This window comes from Hymenobacter sp. UYCo722 (genome assembly GCF_040547115.1).
Taxonomy (GTDB): Bacteria; Bacteroidota; Bacteroidia; order Cytophagales; family Hymenobacteraceae; genus Hymenobacter.
In genome coordinates, this window is the sequence record NZ_JBEPPC010000002.1 from 336985 (window position 1) to 362112 (window position 25128).

Below are 25128 nucleotides of genomic sequence, written 5' to 3' on the forward strand. Positions count from 1 at the left end.
CAGCCGGTGGTCAGAATGATTTTGGCAGCATCCGTGTTGTCTCCCTCTGACTACCGACTGCCCGGTACCGATTCGTTTTAACCAAACCAGTACCGTAGCGATACGGCACGCAACACTTCTCCCCATGGGCAAGAAACATTTTTCAGAAGATAAAGCGGACCGTCGCGGCGGCCGCAGCACGGGTGGCCCCGGTGGCTTCGGCAACAACGCCGGCCGCAGCAATAGCAACGAGCGCGGCGGTAACGACCGCAGCGGCAGTGACCGCGGCGGCTACGGCAGCGAGCGCGGCCCCCGCAACGGCGACCGCCCAGCCTACGGCAACGGCCGCCCGGCCAGCAACGGTGCCTTCGGGCGGCCTGCTAATGGCTCGTTTGGGCGTCCTGCCCCAAGCGGAGGCTTTGGTGGTAAGAAGTTTGAAGGTGGCGAAAAGCGCCCTTATGGCAGCAGCTACGGCGGTGGCCAGCGCGAGGGCGGTAGTAGCTTCGGTGGGTCGCGGCCGGGCGGCAGTGGTTTCCGTCCCGGCGGCGACCGGCCCTTCGAGCGCCGCGACGACAACCAAAGGTCCGCGTCGGATAAGCCGCGCTTTGGCGGCAAGGAGCAGCGCACCGGCACAAGCTACGGCCGCACCGCCGAGCCCCGCCCCGAGCGCCGCAGCTTCGACAGCGACCGTGGTGAGCAGCGCAGCCAGTCGGCCGATGCCCGCCCTATCCGCGAGTACCAGCCCAAAGAGAACTGGAATGGCCAGCCCTACCGCCGCGACGGCGAAAAGGCAGTGCCCCGTGGCATGCCCGGCGAGCGTAACCGCAAGTTTCAGAAAGACAACCCCAACGAATCGGCCGACGACCGCGCCCCGCGTCCCGGTGGCAGCTTCGGCCGCAGCACGCCCCGCGAAACCGAAAGCTTCGAGCGCGGTGCCGACCGCAACGAGGAGCGCGGCCCGAACCGTCCCATCCGGGCTGCCCGGCCGTTTGAAGCCAATCCGCCGCAGGCCCGCGAGGAGCGAAGCGAGCGGCCGGAGCGCGACGAGCGCCGGAGCTTTAATACCGAGCGCGCCGAAGCCGGCAATGCCGACTATCGCGCCGATAAAGCGGCGTTTGGCCACAAGTTCACGCCCGGTGCCTTTGGCCGGCGCGATGGTGCACCCGCCAGCCGCAGCACCGGTGAGCGCCCCGGCGGCTACGAAAAACGCAGCTCGAACGAGCGCTGGACGCCGGCCCCCGGTAGCTTTGCCGAGCGCCGTGAGGCCCTGAAAGCCCAGGAGCGCAGTGTGCGCCGCTCGGGCACAGGCTACGGGGCAACCCCCGACAAGCCGCGCCCGGCCCGCCCCGTGCTCGACAACCGCGCCGACAAGCCCAAGTACGGCGAGAAGCCCGGCGAAGCGCCCGACTACAAAAACCTGAAGCACTACGAGCAGGACAAAACCCGGGGCAACAAGCGTCGCCGCGAGGAACTGGAAGAAATAGGCACCGACGAGACGCGCCTGAACCGCTACATTGCCAACGCCGGCATCTGCTCGCGCCGCGAGGCCGATGCGCTGATTGCCGCCGGCGAAATCAAGGTAAATGGCGAAGTGGTGACCGAGATGGGTTATAAAGTGCAGCCCGAAGACACGGTGCAGTACGGCAAAACCAACCTCAACCGCGAGAAGTCGGTGTACGTGCTGCTGAACAAGCCCAAGGATTTCATCACGACCACGGAAGACCCCGAGGGTCGCCGCACGGTGATGGATTTGGTGGCCGGTGCCTCGAAGGAGCGCATCTTCCCGGTGGGCCGCCTCGACCGCAACACCACGGGCCTGCTGCTCTTCACCAACGATGGCGAAGTGGCCCAGAAGCTCTCGCACCCCTCGCACAAGAACAAGAAAATCTACCAGGTCGAGCTAAGCCAGCCTTTGGCCGAAGAAGACCTGCGCAAGATTGCCGAAGGCTTGGAGCTGGAAGACGGCAAGGCCGTAGTTGACGATGTGGCCGTAGTAGCGGGCAACCCGCACTTCGTGGGCATTGAAATCCACATTGGCCGCAACCGTATTGTGCGCCGCATTTTCGAGCACCTCGGCTACGAGGTCGTGGCCCTAGACCGCGTGCAGTACGCTGGCCTCACCAAGAAGGACCTGCCCCGTGGCAAGTGGCGCTTTCTGAGCGAGCAGGAGGTGATTCGAATGAAGTACTTCCTGTAAGTTCGGTTTCGATAATGAGTTCCAGAACGTCATGCTGAGCTTGTCGAAGCATCTCTACCGCAATACTAAATCTAATTAGTTGCGCGGTAGACATGCTTCGACAAGCTCAGCATGACGTTCTTTTTTAACCAGCCAAGCCAGCACAATAAATATGCATACCCTCGCCCTCGACATCGGCAACACGGCCGTGAAGGCCGGCGCTTTCGATGGCCCGCTGCTGCGCGAAATGGCCACTGGCCTCACGGCGGCGCAGGTGCGGGAATTGGTGCAGCGCTGGCAGCCGCAACATGTGGTGGTCGCCTCGGTGGCCGAAGCCGCCGTGCTGGTGGTCGAAGACCTGCGCGACCTGGTGCCGGGCGAAATCCTGGCTTTCAGCCCGGCTACTACCCTGGTGCCGCTGCGCAATGCCTACGCCACGCCCCACAGCCTGGGGGCCGACCGGCTGGCGGCAGCCGTGGGTGCGGCCAAGCTGCGGCCGGGCCGCGATACGCTTGTCATTGACGCGGGCACCGCCCTCAAATTTGACTTCGTTACGGCCGACGAAACGTACCACGGTGGCAGTATCGCGCCGGGGCTGGCCATGCGGCTGCGGGCGCTGCACGCCTTCACGGGGCGGCTGCCGCTGCTGGAGCTGCCCATGGCCGATGCAACGATTCCGCTGGTGGGCGACTCCACTACCGGGAGCCTGCTGAGTGGCGTGGTGAACGGCACGGTAGCCGAAATAGAAGGCTTACTGGCTCACTATCAGCGGCGGCACCCGGGCCTGGGGGTGGTGCTGACCGGGGGCGATGCCGTCTTTCTGGCAGCCCGGCTCCCAAAGCGTATCTTTGTCGTTCCTGAGCTGGTACTGCTCGGACTAAATCGGATTTTAGCGTATCATGTTGACAAATAAAGTGATGGAAGGCCGGGTGCTGGCGGTGGTATTGGTGGGCGTAGCTACAATGGCGGCTGGCGGCGCGCAAGCTCAGGGCCTGGGCAACTCGCCCTACTCGCGCATCGGCCTCGGCGAGTTCAACGCCAATACCGGCGGGGTACGCCAGATGGGCATGGGCGGCACCGGGCTAGCTGCTCCTAACTCGATAAATGTGAACGAGTTAAATCCCGCTTTGCTCTACTATACTAGTCGCACCACTTTCGAGGCAGGCTATACCGGGCAGTACAAGACGGTGAAAAACGCCGCGTCTTCGAGCCGCAGCGGCAGCGGCACACTGGGCTACTTTGCCCTGTCGGTACCGCTGGCTTCGCGGTGGGCGGCGGCGGTGGGCCTGAAACCGTTGAGCGCAGTCGATTACGAATCGAATATTTTGCAGGACGTGGCCGGCGAGGCCGGCTCGCAGTCGCTGAAGCAGTACAAGGGCTATGGTGGGGTGTCGGAAGCCTATTTTGGCCAGGGCGTGCGCATTGCCAAGGACTTTACGTTGGGCCTCACGGCTTCGTACCTGTTTGGCACCGTGGATGAAACCACGGGCACCACCGTACGAATTGTGAACAACTTTGACCCCCTGACAAAATCGGTGGACCGCCAGCACACGCGCTATTCCGACTTTGCCTTCCGGGCCGGGGCACACTACCGGAAAAAGGTGGGCAAAGCCCTGAGTATGAATTTGGGTGGCGTATACAGCTTCGGCCACAACCTGCGCGGCCAGCAAACCAACACCCAGGAGCGGGAAGATGCCGTCTCGGGTAGCCTCACCAGCGCGCCCACGTTGCTGAGCAACGGCCGGGGCAGCACCTACGTGCCCGGCCTGGCCCAGTTGGGCGTGAGCTTTGACAACGACAAGAACTGGAGCCTGAACCTGGATGTGGCCCAGCAGCAGTGGTCAAAGTTTACGGGCTTCAACAACAACGGCCCGGCCCTGAGCAACACCATGCGCATCGGCTTGGGTGGTGAGATTTCGCCCGACCCGGGCTCGGTGGAGCATTACTTCCAACGTGTGACGTATCGGGCCGGCGTGAGCATGGCCCAGCTTCCCTACCAGCCCGGCGGCAAAACCCTCTACGACCGGTCGGTGAGCTGGGGCTTCGCGTTTCCAATGCCCACGGCTTCTGCCGTGGAGTCGACCACCCTTAGCCTGGGCTTCACCTACGGCCAGCGGGGCAACACCGACGTGCTAAGCAGCGGAGCCAGCAACGTGCAGGAAAGCTACATTCGCGGGCAGTTGGGCGTGACGCTCAATAACCGCTGGTTCATTAAGCGTCGCCTGCAATAGTCAGCGGTTTTAGTACTGAGGCATCGGTAGTGCGTGGGCAGGTAAATCGTTGACTGTCTGGGTACTTTGGTTCAGCAATATTCACTGCCTGCGGCTACTTACTCACTTAACGGCTCCACCGATTTGCTCGATTTTGGAATCCTGCGCGGCTTTAGACTTGGCGCGGCCCTGCTGGCGGGGCTGGTGCTCGTAGCCTGCGACAAAAAGGCTGCCGTCGGTCCGCCCCAGGTATACACCGGCCCGCTGATGGAAACCACCAACGTGCGCACGCTGGTGAGCGACTCGGCCAAGCTCAAATTTCAGCTGACGGCTCCGCTGGAGCAGCAGTTTGAAAACAGCGATATGATTTACCCGAAGGGCATGGTGGTGACGTTTTACTCGGCCGATGGCAAGAAAACCGTTATCAATACCCTGGCTGCTAAATACGGCAAGTACGAAAAGGCCAAGAACCTCTACACCATGCGCGGCGACGTGCGGGTGACCAACGTGCCCGAGCAGCAGCGCCTGCACACCGAGGAAATGTTCTTCGATAAGAACAAGCAGCTGGTTTACACCGATACGGCAATGTTTGTGAAGGTGGAAACGCCCACTGAGTACATCGACGGCTACGGCCTGACGGCCAACCAGAACTTTTCGCGCTACAGCATCAAGCGGCCGACCGGTATTTTGGCCAAAACGGGGGCGGGGCTGTAGCCCGGCCGCTTTTTCTTCTTCCCATGAAACTCGACAAAGACCTGCTGCGCACCGTGTTGTTTGCCGTGGGTGTGGTGGCCATGGTCATCGGCATCTACCAGACGTTGCTGCTCAACGACCTGATGCGTAATTACTGGATTTTTATGGTGGCGATGGCCTGCTGGATGCCGCTGCTGTACTGGCGGCAGCAGGAGCGGCTGGCCGCCAAAGTAGCCGAGCAGGAAGCCAAGCTGGCCAGCAAGAAGCAGGCCCGCACCCCGGCTAAATCGACTAAAAAGCGCCGCTAGGCGAGAAGGTATCTGGTTTCAAGAGAACGTCGTGCAGAGCGCAGCGAAGCATCTTTACCGCAATAGTGAAATTTGTTTACTGCCGCAGTAAAGATGCTTCGCTGCGCTCTGCATGACGTTTTTGTTGGTAATGGGTGCCACCAACAGGCCACTTAAATCGGGTAATGCTTTGATTGCCGGCCAAATTCTGGTTATTTTGCGCCTCTTTTGACCAACACGGATTCGATTCTCTACATAAGTAAATGGCTTTAATTAACACGATTCGGGAAAAATCTGGCTGGGCGGTAGGTACCGTGGCCGTCGGGATGCTGCTCTTCATTGTGGGCGGCGACTTGGTGGGCGGTAAAAATCGCCTCTTTGGCCGCAACGACAACGTGGTGGGCGAAGTAGCCGGCCAGAAAGTAGAGCTCAATGACTACAACGCCGCCCTGGAGCAGGCCAAGCAGGCTTTTGTGGCCCAGCAGCAGCGCCAGCCCGACGACCAGGCCATGAGCTACCTGCGCGACCAGGCCTGGAACCAGACCCTCTACAAGCTGGCTTTCCAGCCCGAGTGGGAAAAGCTGGGGCTGACCGTGAGCGACGATGAACTCGTGGACATGGTGCAGGGCGACAACGTGGCTCCGGGCATCCGCCAGGCGTTCACCGACAAGGCGACCGGCCAGTTCGACCGGGCCCGTCTGATTGAGTATTTGAAAAACCTCGACAAGCTGCCCCCCGAGAATCAGATTGCCTGGCGCAATTTCGAAGCCGGCCTGCCCGCCGAGCGCCTCGCCAACAAGTACAATGCCCTGCTGAAAAACTCGGTGTACGTGACCACGGCCGAAGCCAAGCGCTTCAACGACAGCCAGAACACCAAGGCGACGGTGAAGTACCTGTTCGTGCCCTACGGCAGCATTTCCGACTCGGCCGTGAAGGTGACCGACGCCCAGCTGCAGGCTTACCTCGATAAAAACCAGAGCAAGTACAAGGTGGAAGCCGGCCGCTCGATTGAGTACGTGACCGTGCCGGTAGTGGCCTCGAAGGAGGACAGCGCCAACGTGAAGGCCTCGATGTCCGAGTTGGCCACCCAGTTTGCCTCGGCCCCCGTTGATTCTCTATTTGTATCAGCTAACTCGGAGCAGCCCTGGAACAAGAGCTTCCGCACGCCGGCCGACCTGCCCGAGCAACTCCGCAAGCAGCTGCCGCTGGCCCAGGGTAAAATCTACGGCCCCTATGCCGAAGCTGGTTCTTCGACGCTGTACAAGGTAACGGGCGTGAGCACCGGCAAGCAGTCGGCGGCTCGCGCCAGCCACATCCTCATCAAGGCCGACGGCACCACGCCCGAAGCGAAGGCCGCCGCGAAAGCCAAGGCCCAGGATATCCTGAACAAAATCAAGAACGGGGCTGACTTTGCCGCGCTGGCTCGTCAGTTCGGTACCGACGGTACCAAGGACCTGGGCGGCGACCTCGGCTGGTTCGGCCAGGGCCGCATGGTGCCCGAGTTCGAGAAAGCTATTTTCGCGGCCACGGCCCCCGGCCTGCTGCCCAACGTAGTGGAAACTTCGTTCGGCTACCACGTCATCAAGGTAACGGCCGCGCCCACTAAGCAAACCTATCAGGTAGCCGAGGTGAAGAAGACCATCACCCCGAGCGAAGCCACCTACGACGCGGCCAACACCCGCGCCAACGAGCTGCGCGCCAAAATCACCGACCTGGCCAGCTTCCGCGCTGAGCTGGCTAAAGACAAAACCCTGCAAAAGCAGGAAGCCAAAAATCTCGATGCCAACGCCAACGCCGTGAATGGCCTGCAAAATGCCCGTGAGGTAGTGCGTTGGGCCTTCGGCCACGGTGCCAACGGCACCACTGCCAAAGTGGGCGAGGTGTCAGATGTATTCACCGTGGGCGACCAGTTTGTGATTGCTGCCCTCACCGACGAGCGCACCAAGGGCACGGCCACCGTGGCCAACCTGCGCCCCGAGCTTTCGTCGCTGGTACGCAACGAGGAAAAGGCTCAGCAGATTATGGCCAAGCTGCCCAAAACCGGCACGCTGGAAGAAATGGCGGCCAAGTATGGCCCCACCGCCCAAGTGGGTACTGCTCCCGATGTGATGCTCGGCCAGGGCAGCCTGGCTAACGTGGGCTTCGAGCCCCTGGCCGTGGGCAAAGCCTTCGCGCTGAAGCCCGGCCAGCACTCGGCCGCCCTCCAGGGCGAGCAGGGCGTACTGGTGGTGGAGCCGGTGAGCATTGCGCCCGCCGCCGCCGCCACCGACCTAAAGGCCGTGCGTACGCAGCTGGCGCAGCAGCGCGCCCAGCAGCAGGACGGCAAGATTTACGAAGCCATCAAGGCCCACGCCAACGTGCAGGACAACCGCGCCAAGTTCTTCTAAGCCGCGCGCAGCCAGCGTTTGAAAAGGGCCGTACCTTCGGGGGCGGCCCTTTTTTGTTGCCGGTAGCGGGGGCCTCTGCGAGCCCGCGCGTTGGCCGGATGGAAGAGAAGGCCCGGCCCGCAAAGCCCGATGAACGAAGCGGGCTAATCCGTACGTTTACCCCCCTGCAACCCACCGCCCGCCCGTGGTTTTAACCGGGTGCCCTGACAGTTGAAGCTTATGCGTCCTTCCTCCTTATTCCTCGCTGCTGCCCTTACGCTAACCCTGCCGGCCCTGGCACAGCCTGGGCGAACCGGAACCGGGCTGCCCGCCAGCGGCACCAGCCTGGCCCTGGACTACGCCCGCCGGGGCGAGCACGACAAAGTCGTATTCCTGTTTGAAAAGCTGCCCGTTGAAGAGCAGGTGAGCCTAGCGGTGTTTCCGGTGTATCTGGAGTCGTTGCAGGCGCTGAAGCGCCACAAGGAGGCCGAAAAGCTGGCCAAAAAAGCGCTAAAGCTGCGCCCCGACGATGCCACGCTGGGCGTAACGCTGGGTGCGGTATACCAGACGGCCGGCGACGCCTCGGCCGCCGACAAGCAGTGGCAGAAAGTGGTGGCCCAGCTCGCGCCCGCGCAGGTGCTGCCGGTAGCCACCGAGTTCAGCCGCCGCGAGCTGCCCGCCTGGACCGAAAAAACTTACCTGCGCGGCCGGGCCCTGGCCCACAACGATACCGAGTACGCCCCGCAGCTCATCCGGCTCTATACCCAGATGCAGAACCAGCCCCAGGTATTGGCCGAAACCCTGCGCCTCGTGGCCCAGGACGACCGGCAGCTGCCCTTCGTGCGCAACATGCTCCAGAATGCGCTGCACGACGAAAAAGACTTCGACGCGCTGGAAAAGCTGTTATTGAGTGCCGTGCAGGACCACCCCGACCAGGCCGCCTACAGCGAGCTGCTGCTGTGGCTGCAAACGCAGCGGCACGATTTTACCGGGGCGCTGGTGCAGGCCCGCGCGCTCGACCGCCGCGCCCGCAGCGGCGGCGTGCGCGTGCTGGAGCTGGCCGCCATCGCCCAGCAGAACAAGGACTATGAAACGGCCATCGAAGGCTTCGATTATGTGGCCAAGGAGTACCGTAGCGGCCCATACTATACGACTGCCCGCCAGCGCCTGCTGCAGGCCCGCGAGGCCCAGGTGCGCGAAACTTACCCGGTAGACCCCGCCAAGGTGCGCGCCCTGGTAACCGAGTACGACCAGCTGCTGGCCGAGTTGGGCCGCAACCCCGGCACTGCGCCCATTATCCGCAGCTTGGCTAACCTCTACGCCTTCCAGCTGAATGAGCGCGCCCGGGCCATGACGCTGCTCCAGGAAGTCATCGACATGCCCCGCGCCAGCGATGAGGTGGTGGACGAAGCCAAGGTGACGCAGGGCGACCTGTACATCCTGAAAGGGGAGCCCTGGGAGGCCACGCTGCTGTATTCGCAGGTCGAGAAGTCGCACAAGGACTCGCCGCTGGGCTACGAGGCCAAGCTGCGCAACGCCCGCCTGAGCTATTACGCCGGCGATTTCAAGCTGGCCCAGAGCCACCTCGACATTCTGAAAGAAGCCACCACCCGCGAAATTGCTAACGACGCCATGCAGCTCTCGCTGCTGATTCAGGACAACACCGTGGAGGATACCCTTGGCCTGGGCCTAAAGGCTTATGCTTCCGTGGAGCAGCTGGTGTTTCAGAATAAAATTCCGGAAGCCATTAAGGGCCTAGATGCGCTGCTGGAGCGCTTCCCCGGCCATTCGCTGGCCGATGATACGTACTACCTCAAGGCCCAGCTGCTGCGCCGCACCGGCGACTTTGCCGGGGCCATGGCCACGCTGGAGCGCATTACCAACAACCCCAAAACCGACGTGCTGAGCGATGACGCACTGTTTCTGCTGGCCCGCATTCAGGAAGAAGATGTGAAGGACAAGGCCCAGGCCCAGGCGCTGTACAACCAGGTGATTACCAAATTTCCCGGCAGTATTTACGTGGCCGAGGCCCGCAAGCGCTTCCGCAAGCTGCGGGGCGACGGCGTGCAGTAGGAGGTAGGTGGTAGTCATAAGAACGTCATGCTGAGCTTGCCGAAGCATCTCTACCGCGCAATGCAATTAATTACTTGCGCGGTAGAGATGCTTCGGCAAGCTCAGCATGACGTTTTTTTTCTCAGTAAACCGCCCTTACCCAAAAATCACAAACATCAGGGCCAATACCAGAATAAACGTGCCGTACATGAGCACGTCGGTACCGATGTACTGGCGGTATTGATTATAAAATTCGCGAAGCTTGCGCATGAGCAGCGGACAGGGCAGAAGTAGGCCCCGAAGGTACGGCGGCCGGCGCGGGGCGGGGATTGGTCGTACTTTTGACACCATTTTGACGAAGTATCCGATGCCCATATCCGCGACCAAGCGCTGGAATTATATCCCCCAAGCCAACCCTACCCAGGCTCAAACTCTCACCGAGGCCCTCTTTATTGCTCCGGAGATTGCGGCCCTGCTGGTGCAGCGGGGCCTGACCACACCCGAAGCGGCGGCAGCTTTTTTCCACCCCGACCTGCGCCAGCTGCCCAACCCGCTGCTGATGCGCGACATGGACCGCGCCGTGGCTCGTCTGGCCCACGCCCTGCAGGCCGGCGAAAAAGTAATGGTGCTGGGCGACTACGATGTCGACGGCATTACCTCGGTAGCTACCGTGATGAGCTACCTCACGCCGCTGTTTGGCGTGGAGCGGCTGCGCGACTACATTCCCGACCGCTACACCGAGGGCTATGGCATCTCGCACAAGGCGATTGATACGGCGGCTGACAATGGTTTCGCGCTTATTGTTGCCCTCGACTGCGGCATCAAGGCCGTGGAGCAGGTGGCTTACGCCGCCAGCCGGAGCGTCGATTTTATCATCTGCGACCACCACTTGCCCGGCGAGGAGCTGCCGGCTGCCGTGGCCGTGCTCGACCCCAAGCGGGCCGATTGCGAATACCCGTACAAGGAGCTGTCGGGCTGCGGCGTAGGCTTCAAGCTGATGCAGGCGCTGGGCGAACACCTGGGCCTACCCAGCGAGCCGCTGCACGATTTGCTGGATTTGGTGACGGTGAGCATCGCGGCCGACATTGTGCCCATCACTGGCGAAAACCGGGTGCTGGCCTCCTACGGCCTGCGCCGCTTTAATGAGGACGACCACCTGCTGCGCCCGGGCCTGGCTGCCCTGCGCGAGCTGGCCACGCTGCGCGAAGGCGCGTTGGGCATCAGCAGCCTGATATTTGGCTTTGCGCCGCGCATCAACGCGGCGGGGCGCATGGGCGATGCCCGCCGGGCCGTGGCCATGCTGCTGGCCCCCGACCAGCAGGAGGCCCGCTATACCGCCGAAGTGGTGGACCAGATGAACCAGCAGCGGCGCGGCTCGGACCAGCACACCACCCAGGAAGCCCTCGACATGATTGCCGGCGACCCGGTGCTGCAAAACGCCCGCGCCACCGTGCTCTACAAGGCCGACTGGCACCAGGGCGTGCTCGGCATCGTGGCCTCGCGCTGCCTCGACCAGTATTACCGCCCCACCGTCATCCTCACCCAGCGCGATGGCAAGGCTACCGGCTCGGCCCGCTCGGTGGCGGGGTTCGATGTGCACACGGCTCTGGAGTCCTGCTCGGCGCTGCTCGACCAGTTTGGTGGGCACCGCGCCGCCGCCGGCCTCACCCTGAAGGTGGAGAACGTGCCCGAATTCCAGCGGCAGTTCGAGCAGGTGGTGGCCGATACCCTCACCACCGAGCACCTGGTGCGGCCCGTTGAGATTTCGGCCGTGCTGCCCATTGGCCGCATCACCGAGGCGTTTTTTGCCGAGCTGAACCGCATGGAGCCTTTCGGCCCGGGTAATCCCAACCCGGTATTTGCTTCGCAGCGGCTGATTGCCGTGCCCCACAGCGCCCGCGTGGTGGGGGTCGGCCACCTCAAGCTGCGCCTCGCCTCGGCCGATGCCCAGGGACCGGCGCTGGATGCCATCGGCTTCGGCCTGGCCGACTACCTGCCCCAGATTGAGGAAGGCCAGCCGTTCAGCGCCTGCTATACGGTTGAGATGAATGAGTACCGCGGCCAGCGCAGTGTGCAGCTGCGCCTGCTGGATGTGCGTTGGGAGTAGTAGGCGGTGCTACAAGCCGCCGGTAGTAGTGGGCGTGGGGCGGGGCCGGAAGAAGTACTGCGTGCGGCGGTCGCTTCTGTAAGCCAGCGACACCGCCGCCGTGGTGTAGCGCAGGTAATCGCCGCGCACCAATAGCCACTCCGCCACGGGCAGGTTCATCGCGGCATCGTAGTGCGTCATCAATAGGCGAACAAGTTGCTGGTTCTCGAATTGCTCGGTGAGAATGACGTGGCCTTTGGGGTCGTAGTACACGCGCTTCTCCAGCTCCATGCCGTAGCGGTGCCGGATGACATGCCGTTCAACTAGGGGGGAAGTGGTTTTGAAGCCGATGGCGTTCACGACCCCTTGCGGCACACCGGCGTAGGTTTTTGTGCGGCGGTGGGGGCCGCCGAAGTTGCCTTGGCTCGATTCGAACCCAGCGGCCCGGGCCAGGGCTTGAGCGCGAATGCGGGCAGCCTGGCTCTGAAGCGAATCGTGGGCGACGCCCCTCGAGGAGAAACCCGGAACTGGTGGCGTGGTAGGAGTGGTTTGGGCCTGCGCCGATAGCAGGGGCAACAGCCCGGCCAGGACGGCTGCGCAACGAATAAAAAACATGGGGAAAGGAAAAGGAGGAGCAAATGCGGCCGCAATATAGAGTGGCGCTACCGCTGGTGCATCACCCGCCACACCCACCACATGAGCGGCAATTGCAGCGGCAGCCGCCCCCAGGCCAGCCAGCCCGGAATGTGCAGCTGCTCGTGAATGAGGGCCATGTACACGTTGGCCGGAAACACGGCCACCAGCAGCGCCAGCAGTCCCCAGCCGGCCAGCCGCCGCGAGCGGGCCGGTAGCAGGCCCAGCCCGCCCAGCAGCTCGAAAAAACCACTGATGTACACCAGCAGCAGCGGCTGGGGCAACTGGGGCGGCATGATGGCCAGGTACGTGGCCGGACGCACAAAATGCAGCAGGCCCGCGCCCACAAATAGCAGAGCCAGCGCGTAGCGGCTGAAAAGGCGAAGAGTCATAAGTTGGCGAAGCTACCAAAAAAGGAGCCCCGACACGGTGCGTGTCGGGGCTCCTTAACGAAACAGGCGGATGACGGAATCCGGGCCGGCAATTAGTGGGCCGCGTTCATGTCCATCTTCAGGCCGGGCTTATTGCGCTTGATGAGAAATACCAGCGGCAGGCAGGCCAGGAAGAAAAACCCGAGCCCCGTAAATACCTGGCCGTAGGTGATAATTGAAACCTGCTTCATCAGGATGCCTTCGAGGGCGGCGTAGGCCTGCCGGCGGGCCTGCTCCAGCGGGAAGCCCCGCGCCACGAAGTTCTGGGTGAAGGCCTGAATGCGTTGCACCGTAGCCGGGTCGTAAAGCGAGATGTGGGGCAGCAGCGCGACCCGGTTGTAGGCAATGCTGCGTTCGAGATAGGTACCCACGATGGCCACCCCGAACGAGCCGCCGAGCTGGCGAATCATGCCGGTGAGGCCGGCGGCCTGGCCCGCGTCTTTACCCGCCAGCCCGGCCAGGCTCATGGTGGTGATAGGCAGGAAAATCAGGCCCAGGCCCACGCCCCGCAGGATGAGCGGCCAGAAAAAGTCGCTCTCGCCGGCCGTGGGCGTAATGCGCGTGGCAATCCAGAAGGTGAAGAGGAAGAAGATGGTGAAGCCCGCCGGAATCATGTATTTCTGGGGTACGCCGGCTTGCAGCGCCTTGCCAATCATGGGCATCATGAAGCCCGAAGCCAGCGCGCCCGGCAGCAGCAGGAAGCCCGTTTGGGCCGCCGTGAAGCCCAGGATGCGCTGCGTGAAAATGGGAAACACGAACACCGAAGCAAACAAACCGAAGCCGAGCACGAATGACAGGAACGCACCCACTGCCAGGTTGCGGCTCTTGGTGAGCACGCGCAAATCGACGATGGGCTGGGCCGCCGTGAGCTCGCGCCAGATGAAGCCGACGAGGCCAATAACTGACAGCACCGTGAACAGGATAATGGTGTTGTCGTCGAACCAGTCGTTGCTTTCGCCCTGCTCCAGCACGAATTGCAGCGAGCCCACGCCCAGAATCAGCAGGCCGATACCGGCCCAGTCAATCTCGCGCAGGGGCCGGGGAATGGCGTTTTTGATGCGCTCCGGGTCGCGGATGAACAGCCAGGTAAAGAGTGCGGCCAGGATGCCCACCGGCACGTTCACGTAGAAAATCCAGGGCCAGTCGTAGTTGTCCACGATGTAGCCGCCCAGCGTGGGGCCGATGGTGGGCCCGATAATGACGCCCATGCCAAACAACGCCTGGCCCAGCGGCAGCTGCCGTGGGGGGAAGGTATCAATCAGAATAGCCTGCGAGGTGGCCATCAGCGCGCCCCCGCCGATGCCCTGGATGAAGCGAAACGCCACCAGCTCCCACAAATTAGTGCTCTGCCCGCAGGCCATGGAGGCCAGGGTGAAGAGAATCACCGAGAAGAAAAAGTAGTTTTTGCGCCCGAACTGCTCGGCCAAGAAGCCGGTCATCGGAATCACAATTACGTTGGCGATGCCGTAGGAGGCCACCACCCAGCTCACTTCCTGCTGCGTGGCCGAGAGGTTGCCCATCATCTGGGTCAGGGCCACGTTCACGATGCTGGTATCAATGAGCTCCAGCAGCACGCAGAGGACTACCGTAACCACGATAATCCATTTTCTAAAACCAGTTTCCATGTGTTGTTTTTAGGTCTGTCATCCTGAGCGCAGTGAAGGACCATATTCCGTTCACGCCGCTTGGTATTACTGCCCAGACCTGGTAAGGTCCTTCGCTGCGCTCAGGATGACAGACGTAGAAAAATTACTTCACCTGCACCACCGCATTCACGCTCATGCCGGCGCGGAGCGGGTGCTGAGCGTCTTCCTTATCGAGGGCGATTTTGACGGGGACGCGCTGGGTTACTTTCACGAAGTTGCCGCTGGCATTGTCGGGCGGCAGCAGGGCAAAACGGGCACCGGTGGCGGCCGACAGCGACTCGATGTGGCCCAGGAACTCCTCTTTCGGGTAGGCATCCACTTCCAGTTTCACGGGCTGGCCCACTTTCATGTCTTCGAGCTGGGTTTCCTTGAAGTTGGCCACCACCCAGGTGCGGGCGCTGCCCACGATGCCGAAGAGCTGCTGGCCGGGCGCTACTACCTGGCCGGGCTGCACGTTCTTCTTGCTGATGATGCCGTCCTGCGGCGCTAAGATGCTGGTGTAGCTAAGCTGCAGCTTGGCATTGTCGAGGTCGGCCTGGCGCTGTTTCACCACGGCCTGGGCCACGGCAATTTGCTGGGCGGCCACGGCCACCTGCTGGCGGGCCACGCTCACCTGGTCGGTGGCGGTGGCGCGCTGGGCGGCGGTGGCCTTCAGGTTGGCCTGCACGGCGTCGTACTCGCTCTGCGGGATGATGTCCTGCTTGCGCAGGAAGGTGCTGCGCTTGAGGTCTTTCTGGAGGCGCTCCTGGTTGGCCTGGCTCACGCCGATGCCGGTTTGGGCGGTGCGCACGTTGGCCTGGGCGGTGCCCACGCCGGCGCGGGCGGCTGTTACCTGGGCCTGGGCGGCGAAGAGGGCGGCTTCGGCGGCGTTCACGCGCTGCTGGTAGTCGGCCTGGTCGAGGGTCACGAGGACCTGGCCCTTTTTCACGGACTGGTTGTCGTCCACTTTCACTTCGAGTACGGGGCCGCCCACGCGGGGCAGCACCGGGTACACGTCGCCTTCTACCTGGGCATCGTCGGTGCTTTCGTGGGCTTTGGCAAACTGGTAGCGCGTGAAGCCGTAGTAGCCGCCGGCCAGCAGAATCAAGGCCACGATAATCAGGACTAGCGGGTTGCGCTTTTTGGGCTCCTCCATCGGCTCGGCTTCGGTTGAGGCCGCGTTGGGGTAGGGAGCGGGGGCGCTGTGGGCGTCGGGGGCGGTTTGAGTCTGAGCCATTGTAGTAAGTATTCGGGGCGGTGTTTTACGAAAAAAATAGGGCAGCGGTAGGGATTAAGCCTGGGTCACTGCAGTTTCGGATTGAAGCGGGGCGCGTACTAATAAAGTGGCGCACCGGGCGGTGCGAAGCACAATTTCGGCGGTGGTTCCCATCAGAAAGCGGGTGAGGCCCGTTTGGCCATGCGCGCCAATAACAATTAAATCAGCCTGTTGGCGAGCGGCTTCGGCCACAATTTCCGGGGCCGCCTCGCCGCGCACCATGCCGGTGTGCACGTGGGCCACGCCCGCTTGCTGGGCCTGGGCCTGCAAGGCCAGCATCCGGGCTTTGCAGGGCGCAAACACGGTGGCATCGGGCCGCTGGCCGGTGGGGTCCTCCTGCGGCTCCGATACGTGCAGCAGCCGCAGCTCGGCCCCGTACGCCACGGCCAAGGCCGCCGCGTAGGCCACCAAGCCAGCCGAAGCGGCCGAGAAATCAAGCGGACAAAGGATGGTCATTTCTAGTGGTTAATGATTAACGGTTAATGATTAATAAAGCGAGGTTAGGCGAGAGGAGCTGTTAAAAAGGTAGCCAGTCACTGACCATTAACCGTTAATCATTAACCATTGAAAAGACTTACTGCCAAATCTGCTCGCCGGTGGCACGGCGCAGCTGGTACTGGCCCAGCGTGTAGTTGTACTCGGCCTGCACCAGGGCCAGGCGGGCTTGCGAGAGCTGGGTTTCGGCATCCAGCACGTCGAGGTTCTGGCCTACGCCGTAGCGGTAGCGGTCGCGGGCTTTGCTCAGGGCCTCGGTGGCCTGGGCTACTTGCTGCTGGGCATTGGCGTGGCGGGCCTGGCTGAAATCCATGTTGTTCACGGCCTGGTGCACATCGGCCCTAATTTGCTCCTGCGTGTCGGCGGTGCGGGCCACGGCGGCGCGGGCGTTGGCTTCGGCCTCCACGCGCTGCTTCTTGTTTTTGTTGCCGTCGTAAATTGGCACCGACAGCTGCACCACGCCCACTGTGTTGAAGCGGATGCGGTTGATATCGGGCAGGATGTAGCCGTTTTTGGCACCTACCTGCGCCCCCGCGCCCAAGCTGGGCATGTTGCCTTTTTCGATGAGGCGGGCTTGTAGCGCGGCCGTATTTTCGGCGTCGCGGGCCAGCTTCACTTCGGGGCGGTTGTTGCTGGCTTTCGTCACCTCGGCCTCCACATTCACGGGCTGCGGGTCGTAGGTGAGGCGGCCTTTCACCGGAACGTCGGCCTGCGCGGGCTTGTGCAGCAGCCGGGCCAGCTGCACCTGCTGGTTGCGCAGCTGGTTTTGCAGGTCGAGCTTGGTGCTTTGGGCCTGGGTAATGCGCACATCGGTGGTCGTTACATCGAAGCGGGTGCTCACGCCGGCCTGCACGCGCTTGTTCATTTCGTTGCGGTGGGCTTGCAGCGAAGCAATCTGCTGGTCCTGCACCCGAATGCTCTCGCGCATAAACAGGATGTTATAGTAGACCTGCGCGGCGTTGAAGGCCAGGTCGCGCCGGGCCACCGTGATGTTGTCCTGCGCCGTTTGCACCTGCGATTCGGCTACTTTCACTATCGCGTCGTTCTTGCCGAAGTCGAACAGCAGGTACTGCGCCGTGAGGTGAAAGTCGTAGTTATTGTTGGGCGCAAACTGCAGCGTTTCGCCATTAAAGGGCAGCTTCACCACCGGGTCGATGCGGGTGTAGGTAGCCGTGCCCGTCACCTGGGGCAGGAAGCCGGCCCGCGTCTGGCTCAGGCGGCTGGTCGAAGCATTCGACAGCTCGGTGAGGTTGGTGATGCTGGGGTTGGCGTCGAGCACGGCTTGCAGCGTCGCGCCGAGGGTCAGGGAGTCGCTGGCTAGGCCAATAGCCTGGGCGGCAGCCGGCACGCTGGGCTGGTTTTGCGCCAGCGCCGGCCGGGCCAGCAGCAAGCCGCCGAACAGCGACAAACCGGCAAAGCCCTTCAGAGATTGAGAAGAAAACATAAGGCCAAGAGGCATAGGGTGTACCCCGCTCTTACCGAAAGACGTGCCAGCACCAATGAGAGAAATAAATTTCATCTCTTTTCATTGATTAACAGATTATTAGGATGAAAACCCGTTATAGAAGGGCCTAACTGTAGAAAACATAATCATTGCTTTATTCCTTCAATATCAGGAATCCCTGTAATTTAACTCCTGATATTTCGGGAAAATTGTGTTGAACTGGTGCCTACAACCGACGAAACCCTGCTGCTGCACCTCAACGAGGCTATCGCCACCATCCGCGATAAGGACCAACTTTTCAAGGTGGTCACGACGAAACTGCGGCTGATATTCCCGTTCGACCTCATCGGTATCAACGTCTTCGATGAAACGCTGCAGTACAAGCGCTTATTTCTGCGCGACTACTACGGCGCGGACGAAGCGCCGCCCGTGCCCGATGGCCTGGAGCAGTTCTCGCCCATCGCCGGGACGCCCCTCGAAGTGCTCGTGGCCGACCCCCGGGTGCGGCAGTTCACGCCGAAGGAGTACATGGCGAACTATCCGCATTACGCGCCCTACAACAAGTTCGAAAAGCTGGGCGTGACGCACCTCACGGCCGTGCCGCTGCACCTAGGTGGCCGCCTCACGGGTTTTCTCACGCTGGCCTCGCGGCGTAACCCCAGCCTCGCGCCCGCCGACGAGCAGCTGCTGGAAAAAATCGGCTCCCTCATTGCCGTGGCCGTGACCAACACTCTGGCCTTCGAGGAAGTAGCCCGCCGCGAGCAGGAGCGCACCCTGCAGCTCAACATCACCAACGCCCTGCTCAGCATCAAGCAGCGCGAGCCGTTGTTCCGGGCCGTGGCCGAGGCCCTGAGCCAGGTGGTGCAGTTCGACTACTTCGGCCTGCGGGTGCAGCGGGCCGGGCGGCAGGAGCCGTTCGAGGGCTTTGCCGAATTTTCGCGCCAGGGTGCCGGGCTCGATGCCCCCTTATTAGCCCTCGACCCGAACCGGCAGCGGGGCCTGAATCAGTTCGATGCTTCGGCGATGTACCAGCAGATGAACGATGTGCTGCAAACCCCACAGATTTATTTGGGTGATGACTTTCGCGAGTTGGCCCGGCGCTACCCGCTCATGCGCCGCGTGTACGATGAATACGGCACCCGGGCCCTGCTCATCGCCCCCATCTGGCAGCGGGCCGATGGCGCGGCCGTGCTTAATCTGGCCTCGCCCAATCCCACCGGCTTCCGGCCCGAGGATTTGGCCACGGTTGTCGCACTGTCGCCGCAGATTGCCCTGGCCCTGGAAAACCTCTTTGCTTTCGAGCAGATTGAGGAGCTAAAGGCCCGGGTCGAGCAGGAGCGGACGTATCTGGTCGATGAAATCAACACCTCGGCCCGCTTCGGGGACGATTCGGGCACGTTCATCGGCAACAGTCCGGCCCTGCAGCTGGTCGAGCGCCGCATCGGCCTGGTGGCCCCCACCGATACGACGGTCCTGATATCGGGCGAAACCGGGACCGGCAAGGAGCTGGTGGCCCGCGAGCTGCACAACGCTTCGCCCCGCCACGCCCGCGCTCTCATCAAGCTCAATTGTGCCGCGCTGCCCGCCCAGCTCATCGAAAGTGAGCTGTTTGGTCACGAGAAAGGAGCCTTCACGGGAGCGGTCGAGCGCCGTATCGGCAAGTTTGAGCTGGCCAATGGCGGCAGTATTTTCCTCGATGAAATCGGGGAGCTGCCACTTGACTTGCAAGCCAAGCTGCTGCGTGTACTCCAGGAAAAGGAATTTGAGCGCCTGGGCGGCACTAAAGTGCTGCACTCCGATGCCCGCGTGATTGCCGCCACCAACCGCGTGCTGGCCGATGAAGTAGCCGCCGGCCGCTTCCGGGCCGACTTGTATTACCGCCTCAACGTTTTCCCCATCGAGCTGGCCCCCTTGCGCGAGCGCCGCGAGGACGTTGAGCCCCTGCTGCGCCACTTCATCCAGCGCCTGAGCAAGCGCCTGGGCAAACCCAGCCGGCAGGTGCGGCCCACCGACCTGGCGGCCTTACAGGCTTACTCCTGGCCCGGCAATATCCGCGAGCTCGAGCACGTGCTCGAGCAGGCCATCATCGTCAGCCAGGGCTCCTTTCTGGAGTTTGCGGGCTTTGGGGCCGTGCCGCTGGCGCTGGCACGACCAACTGATTCCGCCAGCAGCTTCGCGCCGCTCAAAACCCTGAAGGAGCAGGAACGCGACCATATTTTGGCCGCCCTCACCCGCACCGGCGGCCGGGTGAGCGGGGCGCAGGGTGCGGCGCTACTGCTCGATATCAACCCGAAAACGCTGGAGGCGCGGATGAAAAAGCTGGGCATCCGCCGTACGGTGGGAGTGGAGGCCTAATGTACGAGGGGCTAAAAAATGAAGAGGACCGATGCACACCGCATCGGTCCTCTTCAAGTTGTCACTCATCCATAAAACCGGCGGCGGCCTACCGCTGGCTTCCTAAATCAGACCATGCTGGTCGGGCGGCTTCTTTCACAAAGCCGCCCGGCCGCGCTATTCTTTCACTACGCGCTGCGTCAGTACTTGCTGGGCAGTGGTTACCTGCACGTAGTACACGCCGGCGGGCAGCTTGCTCAGGTCGAGTAGCTGCTCGGGCGTGGCGGCCGCGTCGGTTAGCTCGGCGCGGGCGCGCACGGTGCCAAACTTATCGAGTAGGCGCACGGAAACGGCCCCGCGCAGCTTCCCGTTCAGCTGCACGTGCAGCAGGCCGGTGGTGGGATTGGGATAGGCCCCAAATACGCCGGCAACCGGTGCCTCGGTGCCATCGGCCAGCGAGTTGTCGGCTCGCAGGGTTGGGCAGCTGCCCAGGCTCACGGTCAGGCTCACTGGTAAGCCCCGGGCCAGCTGGCGGCTGTAGGGCGTGGCCGTGAGGCGGCGGGTGCTGGCGCTGGCGCTCCAGGCTACGGTTACGCTGTTGGCGGCCGCGTTGCGGGCCACGATGGTGCCGCCGGTGGCCTGCCAATCGCAGTAGCCGTAGCCGGGGCCCACGCCGTAGGTTTGGGTGAGGGCGCTGCTGCACACCGTGGCTGGGCCGCCGATGGTGGCCGTGGCGGGCTTGAGGCGGTAGTTATAGAAGAAATCGCCGCCCCGGGGCGCGATGTCGGAGTAAATGAACTGCGGGAAGGTGAGCCGGCTGAAGTGCACGTCGTGCCCCCGGAAGTAGTACGTGTAGAGCAGGTGCGGTGCGCCCACGGTGTTGGCGCGGGCGTTGATGGGGCTGCTGCCGTACACCACGGGCAGGTTGAAGCCGGGCACGATGTCGAGAAACGCAAACGGCTTGCCGGTGTAATAGGGCACCACGGGGTCGTTCGTGCTGGCGAATAAGGCCACGGGCACGTCGTTGGGCCCTTCGATGTGGTTGGGGTCGACGACGGCCCCGGCGAAGCTGAGCACGGCATTGGCCTTGCCGCTCACGGCCTGGCCGCGGGCGTCGGTGCGGTTGTCGCCGATGGCATCCAGCGCGCCCAGGTCGGCCAAGCCGTTGACGGCGAAGGTGGCGGCGGGCCGCTCGGCTTCGCGGTCGACGTAGGCGTTGTTGCAGGCGATGAAGGCCCCGGCGCTGTGCCCCGAGATGAACACCTGGTTGGGGTCGACGCGGTAAGTACGGGCGTTGTTGCGGAAGAAGCGCACCGCCGAGCGGCCATCCTGCAAAGCACGGTATACGGCGCGCTTAGCCTTTTCGGGGTCCGTCAGGTTCATGCCCAGGCGGTAGTCGATACTGGCCGTCACGAAGCCGCGCTGAGCAAAGGAGCGGGCCAGGGCCACCATGTCGGCATCGGTGCGGCTGCCGTTTACGAAGCCCCCGCCGAAGCAGAAAATGATGACCGGCCGCCGGGAAAGCGTGTCGCCCTGGGGTTGGTAGATGTCCATTCGCAGGGTCGTGTGCACGGCCCCATAGGTCTGCTCATTGGCGAGCTTGAACCCGAGCAGGGTGGTAGTGCTCACCTGCGGAATATTGGTGCTGAAGGCCACCCCGGTAGTGGTGGTCACGGTGCTGGTGATGTCGCTGCGGTAGCGGTCGGGCAGTACCTGCGCCCGGGCGGCAGTGGCAGTAACCAGCGCAAGGCCGGAAAGGAATAAGGTTGTTTTCATTTGTGGGAATTGGATTGGGATGAATGAAAGGATGGGTGTTCAGAGCAGTATTTTTTGTCAATATTTTTGATAAGTGGCCAGCTTAATAAAAAATTTACAAAAAATGATACCTGAGTAGGCCGGCAATTTCAAAGGATATATTGACATATCAAAGAAATATTGTTATGCATGACTAACTTTTTTCAATTATGGTTAGTCACTAATGAATACGATTGCGCAACTGACTACGCAGGGTCTGGCTACTGCGGCCGGTCGGGGCTATTAGGGTCTCAGCTGCGGTGCCGCTCACAGGGCCGAGGAGGCAGAAGCGCGACCCTGTTCGGGCGGCCCTCATCCGTACTGGCGGCGGGGTAAACGCGGCACCGGGCGCGGTGCGGTTACTCCACATCAACCTGCAGACTGAGGAGGCGCGGATAAAAAAGCCGGGCCGTCCGGCGTTCGGTAAGGGCACGGGGCAAAACCAGGATTGAAAGAGGAGAAAAGCGGATTTTATTGGCCTTCTGAAACCAGATGCCGTATGCGGCATATCCATCCATCAACCTTACTTCCCTATCATGGCCAATACCACCAACACCCCCAAGCACACCGACCCCGCCACCAAGCGCGAGGAGAAGAAAAACGAAACCGAAGTGAAGGATAAGACCTCGGGTAAAACCGTGAAAACGCAGAAAAAATAGCTTCCCTCAAAATCTTGAAGAGCCCGCAGCACCTCGTGTTGCGGGCTTTTTTCGTTGGCAGGAAAGCGGCGCGGGTGGGGTTGGGAGTACCGGCGGCGCGGGGCAGTTGGGTAGGGGGGCGGCCAGCAGCTTCGCAAAAGCAAGGGACTGAACGTCACGTTTTCGGAATAAATGCGTACTCTTATCTCTACAAGTTCTTTATCCATCGCCTACCTTAGTGCTATGAAGCAAGGGATTAAGCAAGTAAAAACGCTGCGCGGCCGGGCGCTGTGGCTGGCCCTGGTGGTGCTGGGCCTGCCGCCCGTGGCCCGGGCTCAGGCCCAGCACGCCCCCCGCCCCGATACCGTGACCCGGGCGCTGCCGGCCCTACTGGGCGACACGATTCGCGTGCGGCTGGAACTGCAGCCCGACTCACTGGTGGCCGTGCCCGTACCGAGCATCGACTCGGCCCGGCTGGAGTGGCTGCGCACCCCGCCTACCATGCGCGACCTGGTGTGCGACCGCGTGGGCTGTTTTGAAACCGAGGTGCCGCACCAGTTCAACAACTCGGTAATGGCCTACGTGACCTTGTTCACGGCCCGCAACCGCAGCTACCTGCAACGCGTGTTGGAGCGTGAGAACTTCTACTTCCCGATTTTCGAGAAGTACCTGGCCCAGTACAACCTGCCCACCGACCTCAAGTACCTGGCCGTGGTGGAGTCGGCCCTGATACCCACGGCCAAGTCGCCGGTGGGCGCTACCGGCCTTTGGCAGTTTATGGGCCCCACGGCCGGCGACCTGCGCCTGAAGCGCGATGAATGGATTGACGAGCGCATGCACCCCGAAAAAGCCACCGAGGCCGCCTGCAAGCACCTGCGCTATCTATATGGCATCTTCCACGACTGGGAGCTAGTGCTGGCGGCCTATAACTGGGGCGCGGGCAGCGTGCAGCGCGTGATGCGCCGCACCGGCAAAAAGACCTTCTGGGACCTATATCCCTACATGCCGGCCGAAACGCGCAACTACGTGCCCACTTTCACGGCCATTATGTACAGCATGAAGTACGCCGAAGCCCACGGCCTGCGCACGCCCACGCTGCGCTACCAGTACGCCGAAGCCCTGGATACGCTGGGCCTACGCGGCCAGGCCTTCGACCTGCGCCGCCTGAGCCGGGCCTGCGGCTACTCCGATTCGCTCTACCTCAGCCGCTTCAACCCCGAGCTGCGCCGCGCCGCGCTACCCGCCGGCTACCGGCCCTACGTGGTGCGCTTTCCGGCCGCTGCCGCCGAGCACCTGGGCGATGTAGACCGCGCCACCCTGCTGGCCTACTGCGAGCCCGCCGCCGAGCTGCCCCGCCCACTTACGTTCCTGCCGCCCCGCCTGGAGGGCGTGGAACCCTGGCCCAGCCGCGCGCTGCTGGCCGCCACCGCCGGCCCCCGCGCCGCCGCCGAAACCAGCGCCCCGCACTTTCGCCGGGTGGCGCACACCGTGCGCCGGGGCGAAACCGTGGCCAGCCTGGCCGAACGGTTCGAGGTAAGCCCCGCCCAACTGCGCCGCTGGAACGAGCTACCCAAAAACCGCTCCCTGAAACCCGGCCGCGAGCTGCTGGTGTTTGTGCCGCTGCCCGCCACCACTGCCCCGCGCACCCCGGCCCGCGAAGCCGTGCCGGTGCCCGAAACGGTGGCTTTGGCGGCCGCACCCACCGCGCCGGTGGTGGATGAAGAAGTACTGGCCCGCCGCGAGCAGGCTACGGCCAATGCCCACGAGGTTGCCCGCTTGCAGGAGCTCATCAAACAAGAGAAGCAGCAGGAGCTGCGCCTCGTGGCTATCCGGCAGCGCCAGGCAGTGCAACAGGCCGCCGCCGAGGTCCAGGCCCGCGCCGCCGCCCGCCAGCTGGCTCAGGCGCAGTCCCGCGAAGTCGCGAAGGCCGAAGTACGCGCCCAAGCTACCGCACCAGCTGCGGCCGAAATAAGCGTGGCCAAAACCCGGGTTGTCGAGCCGAAAGCCAGCGAAACAGCAGTGGCGGCAACGGCTGACGAAATCCCGGCCCTGAAGCCGACACAAGGCGTGTACACCGTGCGTAAGGGCGACTACCTCACCAAGCTAGCCCGTGAGCGGGGCTTGAGCGTGGCTCAGTTAATAGCCTGGAATGAGCTGGAATCGGAAACGGTGGTGCCCGGGCAGAAGCTAATTTTTCAGGCTCCCACGGCCGGCGAAGCGACTGGTTCTGAAGCCGCGCGCCCGAAGCCGCGCCGCGAAACGGCCGCTTCTCATCCGGAGGCGGCGAAAGTGGCGCTGGCCGGGGCTCGTCTCGGCCACCATGCCGAAATGAACACGGCCGCGCCGCAGGTGCACCGCGTGCAGCAGGGCGACACGCTGTTCAACATCTCGCGCCGCTTCAACGTGAGTGTGCAGGTGTTGCGCGAGCTCAACCACCTGAAATCGGACGATGTGAAGCTGGGCCAGAAGCTGCTGGTGCCGCAGAGCTGAGAAATGATGAGCATGGACATTACGATAGCTCAAAAAATAAATACTGAAGCAGGAACTAAAAGGGAATAGTCTGGCACAGGAGTTGGAAAAGGACTAGCAAGTACCTTCCCAATCATTCC

The 25128-nt window shown here is 62.7% G+C and carries 18 protein-coding genes; 11 read left to right on the forward strand and 7 right to left on the reverse strand.

Going from position 1 to position 25128, the window contains the following annotated elements; all coding sequences use genetic code 11:
- Positions 1 to 124 precede the first annotated feature (124 nt).
- The 8 genes from ABIB44_RS07280 (at position 125) to recJ (ending at position 11870) form a co-directional block, all read left to right on the forward strand.
- Positions 125 to 2176 (forward strand): pseudouridine synthase, encoded by a 2052-nt coding sequence (locus ABIB44_RS07280; protein WP_354583970.1) that lies wholly within the window; start codon positions 125 to 127, stop codon positions 2174 to 2176.
- 151 nt (positions 2177 to 2327) lie between these two features.
- Positions 2328 to 3068: a type III pantothenate kinase gene (locus ABIB44_RS07285; protein WP_354583971.1), complete on the forward strand. Its 741-nt coding sequence runs from the start codon at positions 2328 to 2330 to the stop codon at positions 3066 to 3068.
- On the forward strand, positions 3055 to 4386 hold the full coding sequence (gene bamG, locus ABIB44_RS07290) for a BamG family beta-barrel-assembly machinery protein (RefSeq protein ID WP_354583972.1): 1332 nt from the start codon (positions 3055 to 3057) through the stop codon (positions 4384 to 4386). The genes ABIB44_RS07285 and bamG overlap by 14 nt, the downstream gene beginning before the upstream one ends.
- A 123-nt stretch (positions 4387 to 4509) precedes the next feature.
- Positions 4510 to 5079, forward strand: a complete 570-nt coding sequence (gene lptC / locus ABIB44_RS07295; RefSeq protein ID WP_354583973.1) for an LPS export ABC transporter periplasmic protein LptC — start codon at positions 4510 to 4512, stop codon at positions 5077 to 5079.
- Positions 5080 to 5102: 23 nt separating this feature from the next.
- A complete protein-coding gene (locus ABIB44_RS07300) occupies positions 5103 to 5366 on the forward strand; it encodes a hypothetical protein (RefSeq protein WP_354583974.1) in 264 nt (87 codons plus the stop codon).
- A gap of 242 nt (positions 5367 to 5608) precedes the next feature.
- The gene (locus tag ABIB44_RS07305; RefSeq protein WP_354583975.1) at positions 5609 to 7732 is read left to right on the forward strand and encodes a peptidylprolyl isomerase; all 2124 of its coding nucleotides are present in this window, start codon (positions 5609 to 5611) and stop codon (positions 7730 to 7732) included.
- A gap of 219 nt (positions 7733 to 7951) precedes the next feature.
- On the forward strand, positions 7952 to 9784 hold the full coding sequence (locus ABIB44_RS07310) for a tetratricopeptide repeat protein (protein WP_354583976.1): 1833 nt from the start codon (positions 7952 to 7954) through the stop codon (positions 9782 to 9784).
- A 346-nt stretch (positions 9785 to 10130) separates the two neighbouring features.
- A complete protein-coding gene (gene recJ, locus ABIB44_RS07315) occupies positions 10131 to 11870 on the forward strand; it encodes a single-stranded-DNA-specific exonuclease RecJ (protein WP_354583977.1) in 1740 nt (579 codons plus the stop codon).
- 9 nt (positions 11871 to 11879) lie between these two features.
- Here recJ and ABIB44_RS07320 read toward each other — a convergent pair whose 3' ends face one another.
- The 6 genes from ABIB44_RS07320 to ABIB44_RS07345 all read right to left on the reverse strand — a co-directional run bounded on the left by ABIB44_RS07320 (position 11880) and on the right by ABIB44_RS07345 (position 17753).
- The gene (locus tag ABIB44_RS07320; RefSeq protein WP_354583978.1) at positions 11880 to 12464 is read right to left on the reverse strand and encodes a hypothetical protein; all 585 of its coding nucleotides are present in this window, start codon (positions 12462 to 12464) and stop codon (positions 11880 to 11882) included.
- 47 nt (positions 12465 to 12511) lie between these two features.
- Complete coding sequence (locus ABIB44_RS07325; RefSeq protein WP_354583979.1) at positions 12512 to 12874, reverse strand: DoxX family protein; 363 nt, start codon at positions 12872 to 12874, stop codon at positions 12512 to 12514.
- A gap of 92 nt (positions 12875 to 12966) precedes the next feature.
- Positions 12967 to 14538, reverse strand: coding sequence for a DHA2 family efflux MFS transporter permease subunit (locus tag ABIB44_RS07330; RefSeq protein ID WP_354583980.1), 1572 nt, complete (start codon positions 14536 to 14538; stop codon positions 12967 to 12969).
- Between the two features lie 124 nt (positions 14539 to 14662).
- A complete protein-coding gene (locus tag ABIB44_RS07335; protein ID WP_354583981.1) occupies positions 14663 to 15775 on the reverse strand; it encodes an HlyD family secretion protein in 1113 nt (370 codons plus the stop codon).
- Positions 15776 to 15829: 54 nt separating this feature from the next.
- Positions 15830 to 16270, reverse strand: a complete 441-nt coding sequence (locus tag ABIB44_RS07340; RefSeq protein WP_354583982.1) for a universal stress protein — start codon at positions 16268 to 16270, stop codon at positions 15830 to 15832.
- Positions 16271 to 16388: 118 nt separating this feature from the next.
- A complete protein-coding gene (locus ABIB44_RS07345) occupies positions 16389 to 17753 on the reverse strand; it encodes a TolC family protein (RefSeq protein ID WP_354583983.1) in 1365 nt (454 codons plus the stop codon).
- 222 nt (positions 17754 to 17975) lie between these two features.
- Here ABIB44_RS07345 and ABIB44_RS07350 point away from each other — a divergent pair, with 222 nt between their 5' ends.
- Positions 17976 to 20108, forward strand: coding sequence for a sigma-54-dependent Fis family transcriptional regulator (locus tag ABIB44_RS07350; protein ID WP_354583984.1), 2133 nt, complete (start codon positions 17976 to 17978; stop codon positions 20106 to 20108).
- A 156-nt stretch (positions 20109 to 20264) separates the two neighbouring features.
- Here the strand turns inward: ABIB44_RS07350 and ABIB44_RS07355 are convergent, their stop codons facing one another.
- On the reverse strand, positions 20265 to 21863 hold the full coding sequence (locus ABIB44_RS07355; RefSeq protein WP_354583985.1) for a carboxylesterase family protein: 1599 nt from the start codon (positions 21861 to 21863) through the stop codon (positions 20265 to 20267).
- A 554-nt stretch (positions 21864 to 22417) separates the two neighbouring features.
- On the opposite strand from ABIB44_RS07355, the gene ABIB44_RS07360 reads away from it, so the two are divergent.
- Both ABIB44_RS07360 and ABIB44_RS07365 read left to right on the forward strand, forming a co-directional pair.
- Positions 22418 to 22540 (forward strand): hypothetical protein, encoded by a 123-nt coding sequence (locus tag ABIB44_RS07360; RefSeq protein ID WP_354583986.1) that lies wholly within the window; start codon positions 22418 to 22420, stop codon positions 22538 to 22540.
- 222 nt (positions 22541 to 22762) lie between these two features.
- On the forward strand, positions 22763 to 25009 hold the full coding sequence (locus tag ABIB44_RS07365; RefSeq protein ID WP_354583987.1) for a LysM peptidoglycan-binding domain-containing protein: 2247 nt from the start codon (positions 22763 to 22765) through the stop codon (positions 25007 to 25009).
- Positions 25010 to 25128 lie beyond the last annotated feature (119 nt).

What these genes read in the sequence shown, in the direction of transcription:
- ABIB44_RS07280 (WP_354583970.1), top strand. Translation starts at nt 125, where the DNA reads ATGGGCAAGAAACATTTTTCAGAAGATAAAGCGGACCGTCGCGGCGGC.
- ABIB44_RS07300 (WP_354583974.1), top strand. Translation starts at nt 5,103, where the DNA reads ATGAAACTCGACAAAGACCTGCTGCGCACCGTGTTGTTTGCCGTGGGT.
- ABIB44_RS07335 (WP_354583981.1), bottom strand. Translation starts at nt 15,775, where the DNA reads ATGGCTCAGACTCAAACCGCCCCCGACGCCCACAGCGCCCCCGCTCCC.
- ABIB44_RS07330 (WP_354583980.1), bottom strand. Translation starts at nt 14,538, where the DNA reads ATGGAAACTGGTTTTAGAAAATGGATTATCGTGGTTACGGTAGTCCTC.
- ABIB44_RS07320 (WP_354583978.1), bottom strand. Translation starts at nt 12,464, where the DNA reads ATGTTTTTTATTCGTTGCGCAGCCGTCCTGGCCGGGCTGTTGCCCCTG.
- ABIB44_RS07355 (WP_354583985.1), bottom strand. Translation starts at nt 21,863, where the DNA reads ATGAAAACAACCTTATTCCTTTCCGGCCTTGCGCTGGTTACTGCCACT.
- ABIB44_RS07310 (WP_354583976.1), top strand. Translation starts at nt 7,952, where the DNA reads ATGCGTCCTTCCTCCTTATTCCTCGCTGCTGCCCTTACGCTAACCCTG.
- ABIB44_RS07285 (WP_354583971.1), top strand. Translation starts at nt 2,328, where the DNA reads ATGCATACCCTCGCCCTCGACATCGGCAACACGGCCGTGAAGGCCGGC.
- ABIB44_RS07340 (WP_354583982.1), bottom strand. Translation starts at nt 16,270, where the DNA reads ATGACCATCCTTTGTCCGCTTGATTTCTCGGCCGCTTCGGCTGGCTTG.
- ABIB44_RS07360 (WP_354583986.1), top strand. Translation starts at nt 22,418, where the DNA reads ATGGCCAATACCACCAACACCCCCAAGCACACCGACCCCGCCACCAAG.
- bamG (WP_354583972.1), top strand. Translation starts at nt 3,055, where the DNA reads ATGTTGACAAATAAAGTGATGGAAGGCCGGGTGCTGGCGGTGGTATTG.
- ABIB44_RS07325 (WP_354583979.1), bottom strand. Translation starts at nt 12,874, where the DNA reads ATGACTCTTCGCCTTTTCAGCCGCTACGCGCTGGCTCTGCTATTTGTG.
- ABIB44_RS07305 (WP_354583975.1), top strand. Translation starts at nt 5,609, where the DNA reads ATGGCTTTAATTAACACGATTCGGGAAAAATCTGGCTGGGCGGTAGGT.
- recJ (WP_354583977.1), top strand. Translation starts at nt 10,131, where the DNA reads ATGCCCATATCCGCGACCAAGCGCTGGAATTATATCCCCCAAGCCAAC.
- ABIB44_RS07345 (WP_354583983.1), bottom strand. Translation starts at nt 17,753, where the DNA reads ATGTTTTCTTCTCAATCTCTGAAGGGCTTTGCCGGTTTGTCGCTGTTC.
- ABIB44_RS07365 (WP_354583987.1), top strand. Translation starts at nt 22,763, where the DNA reads ATGAAGCAAGGGATTAAGCAAGTAAAAACGCTGCGCGGCCGGGCGCTG.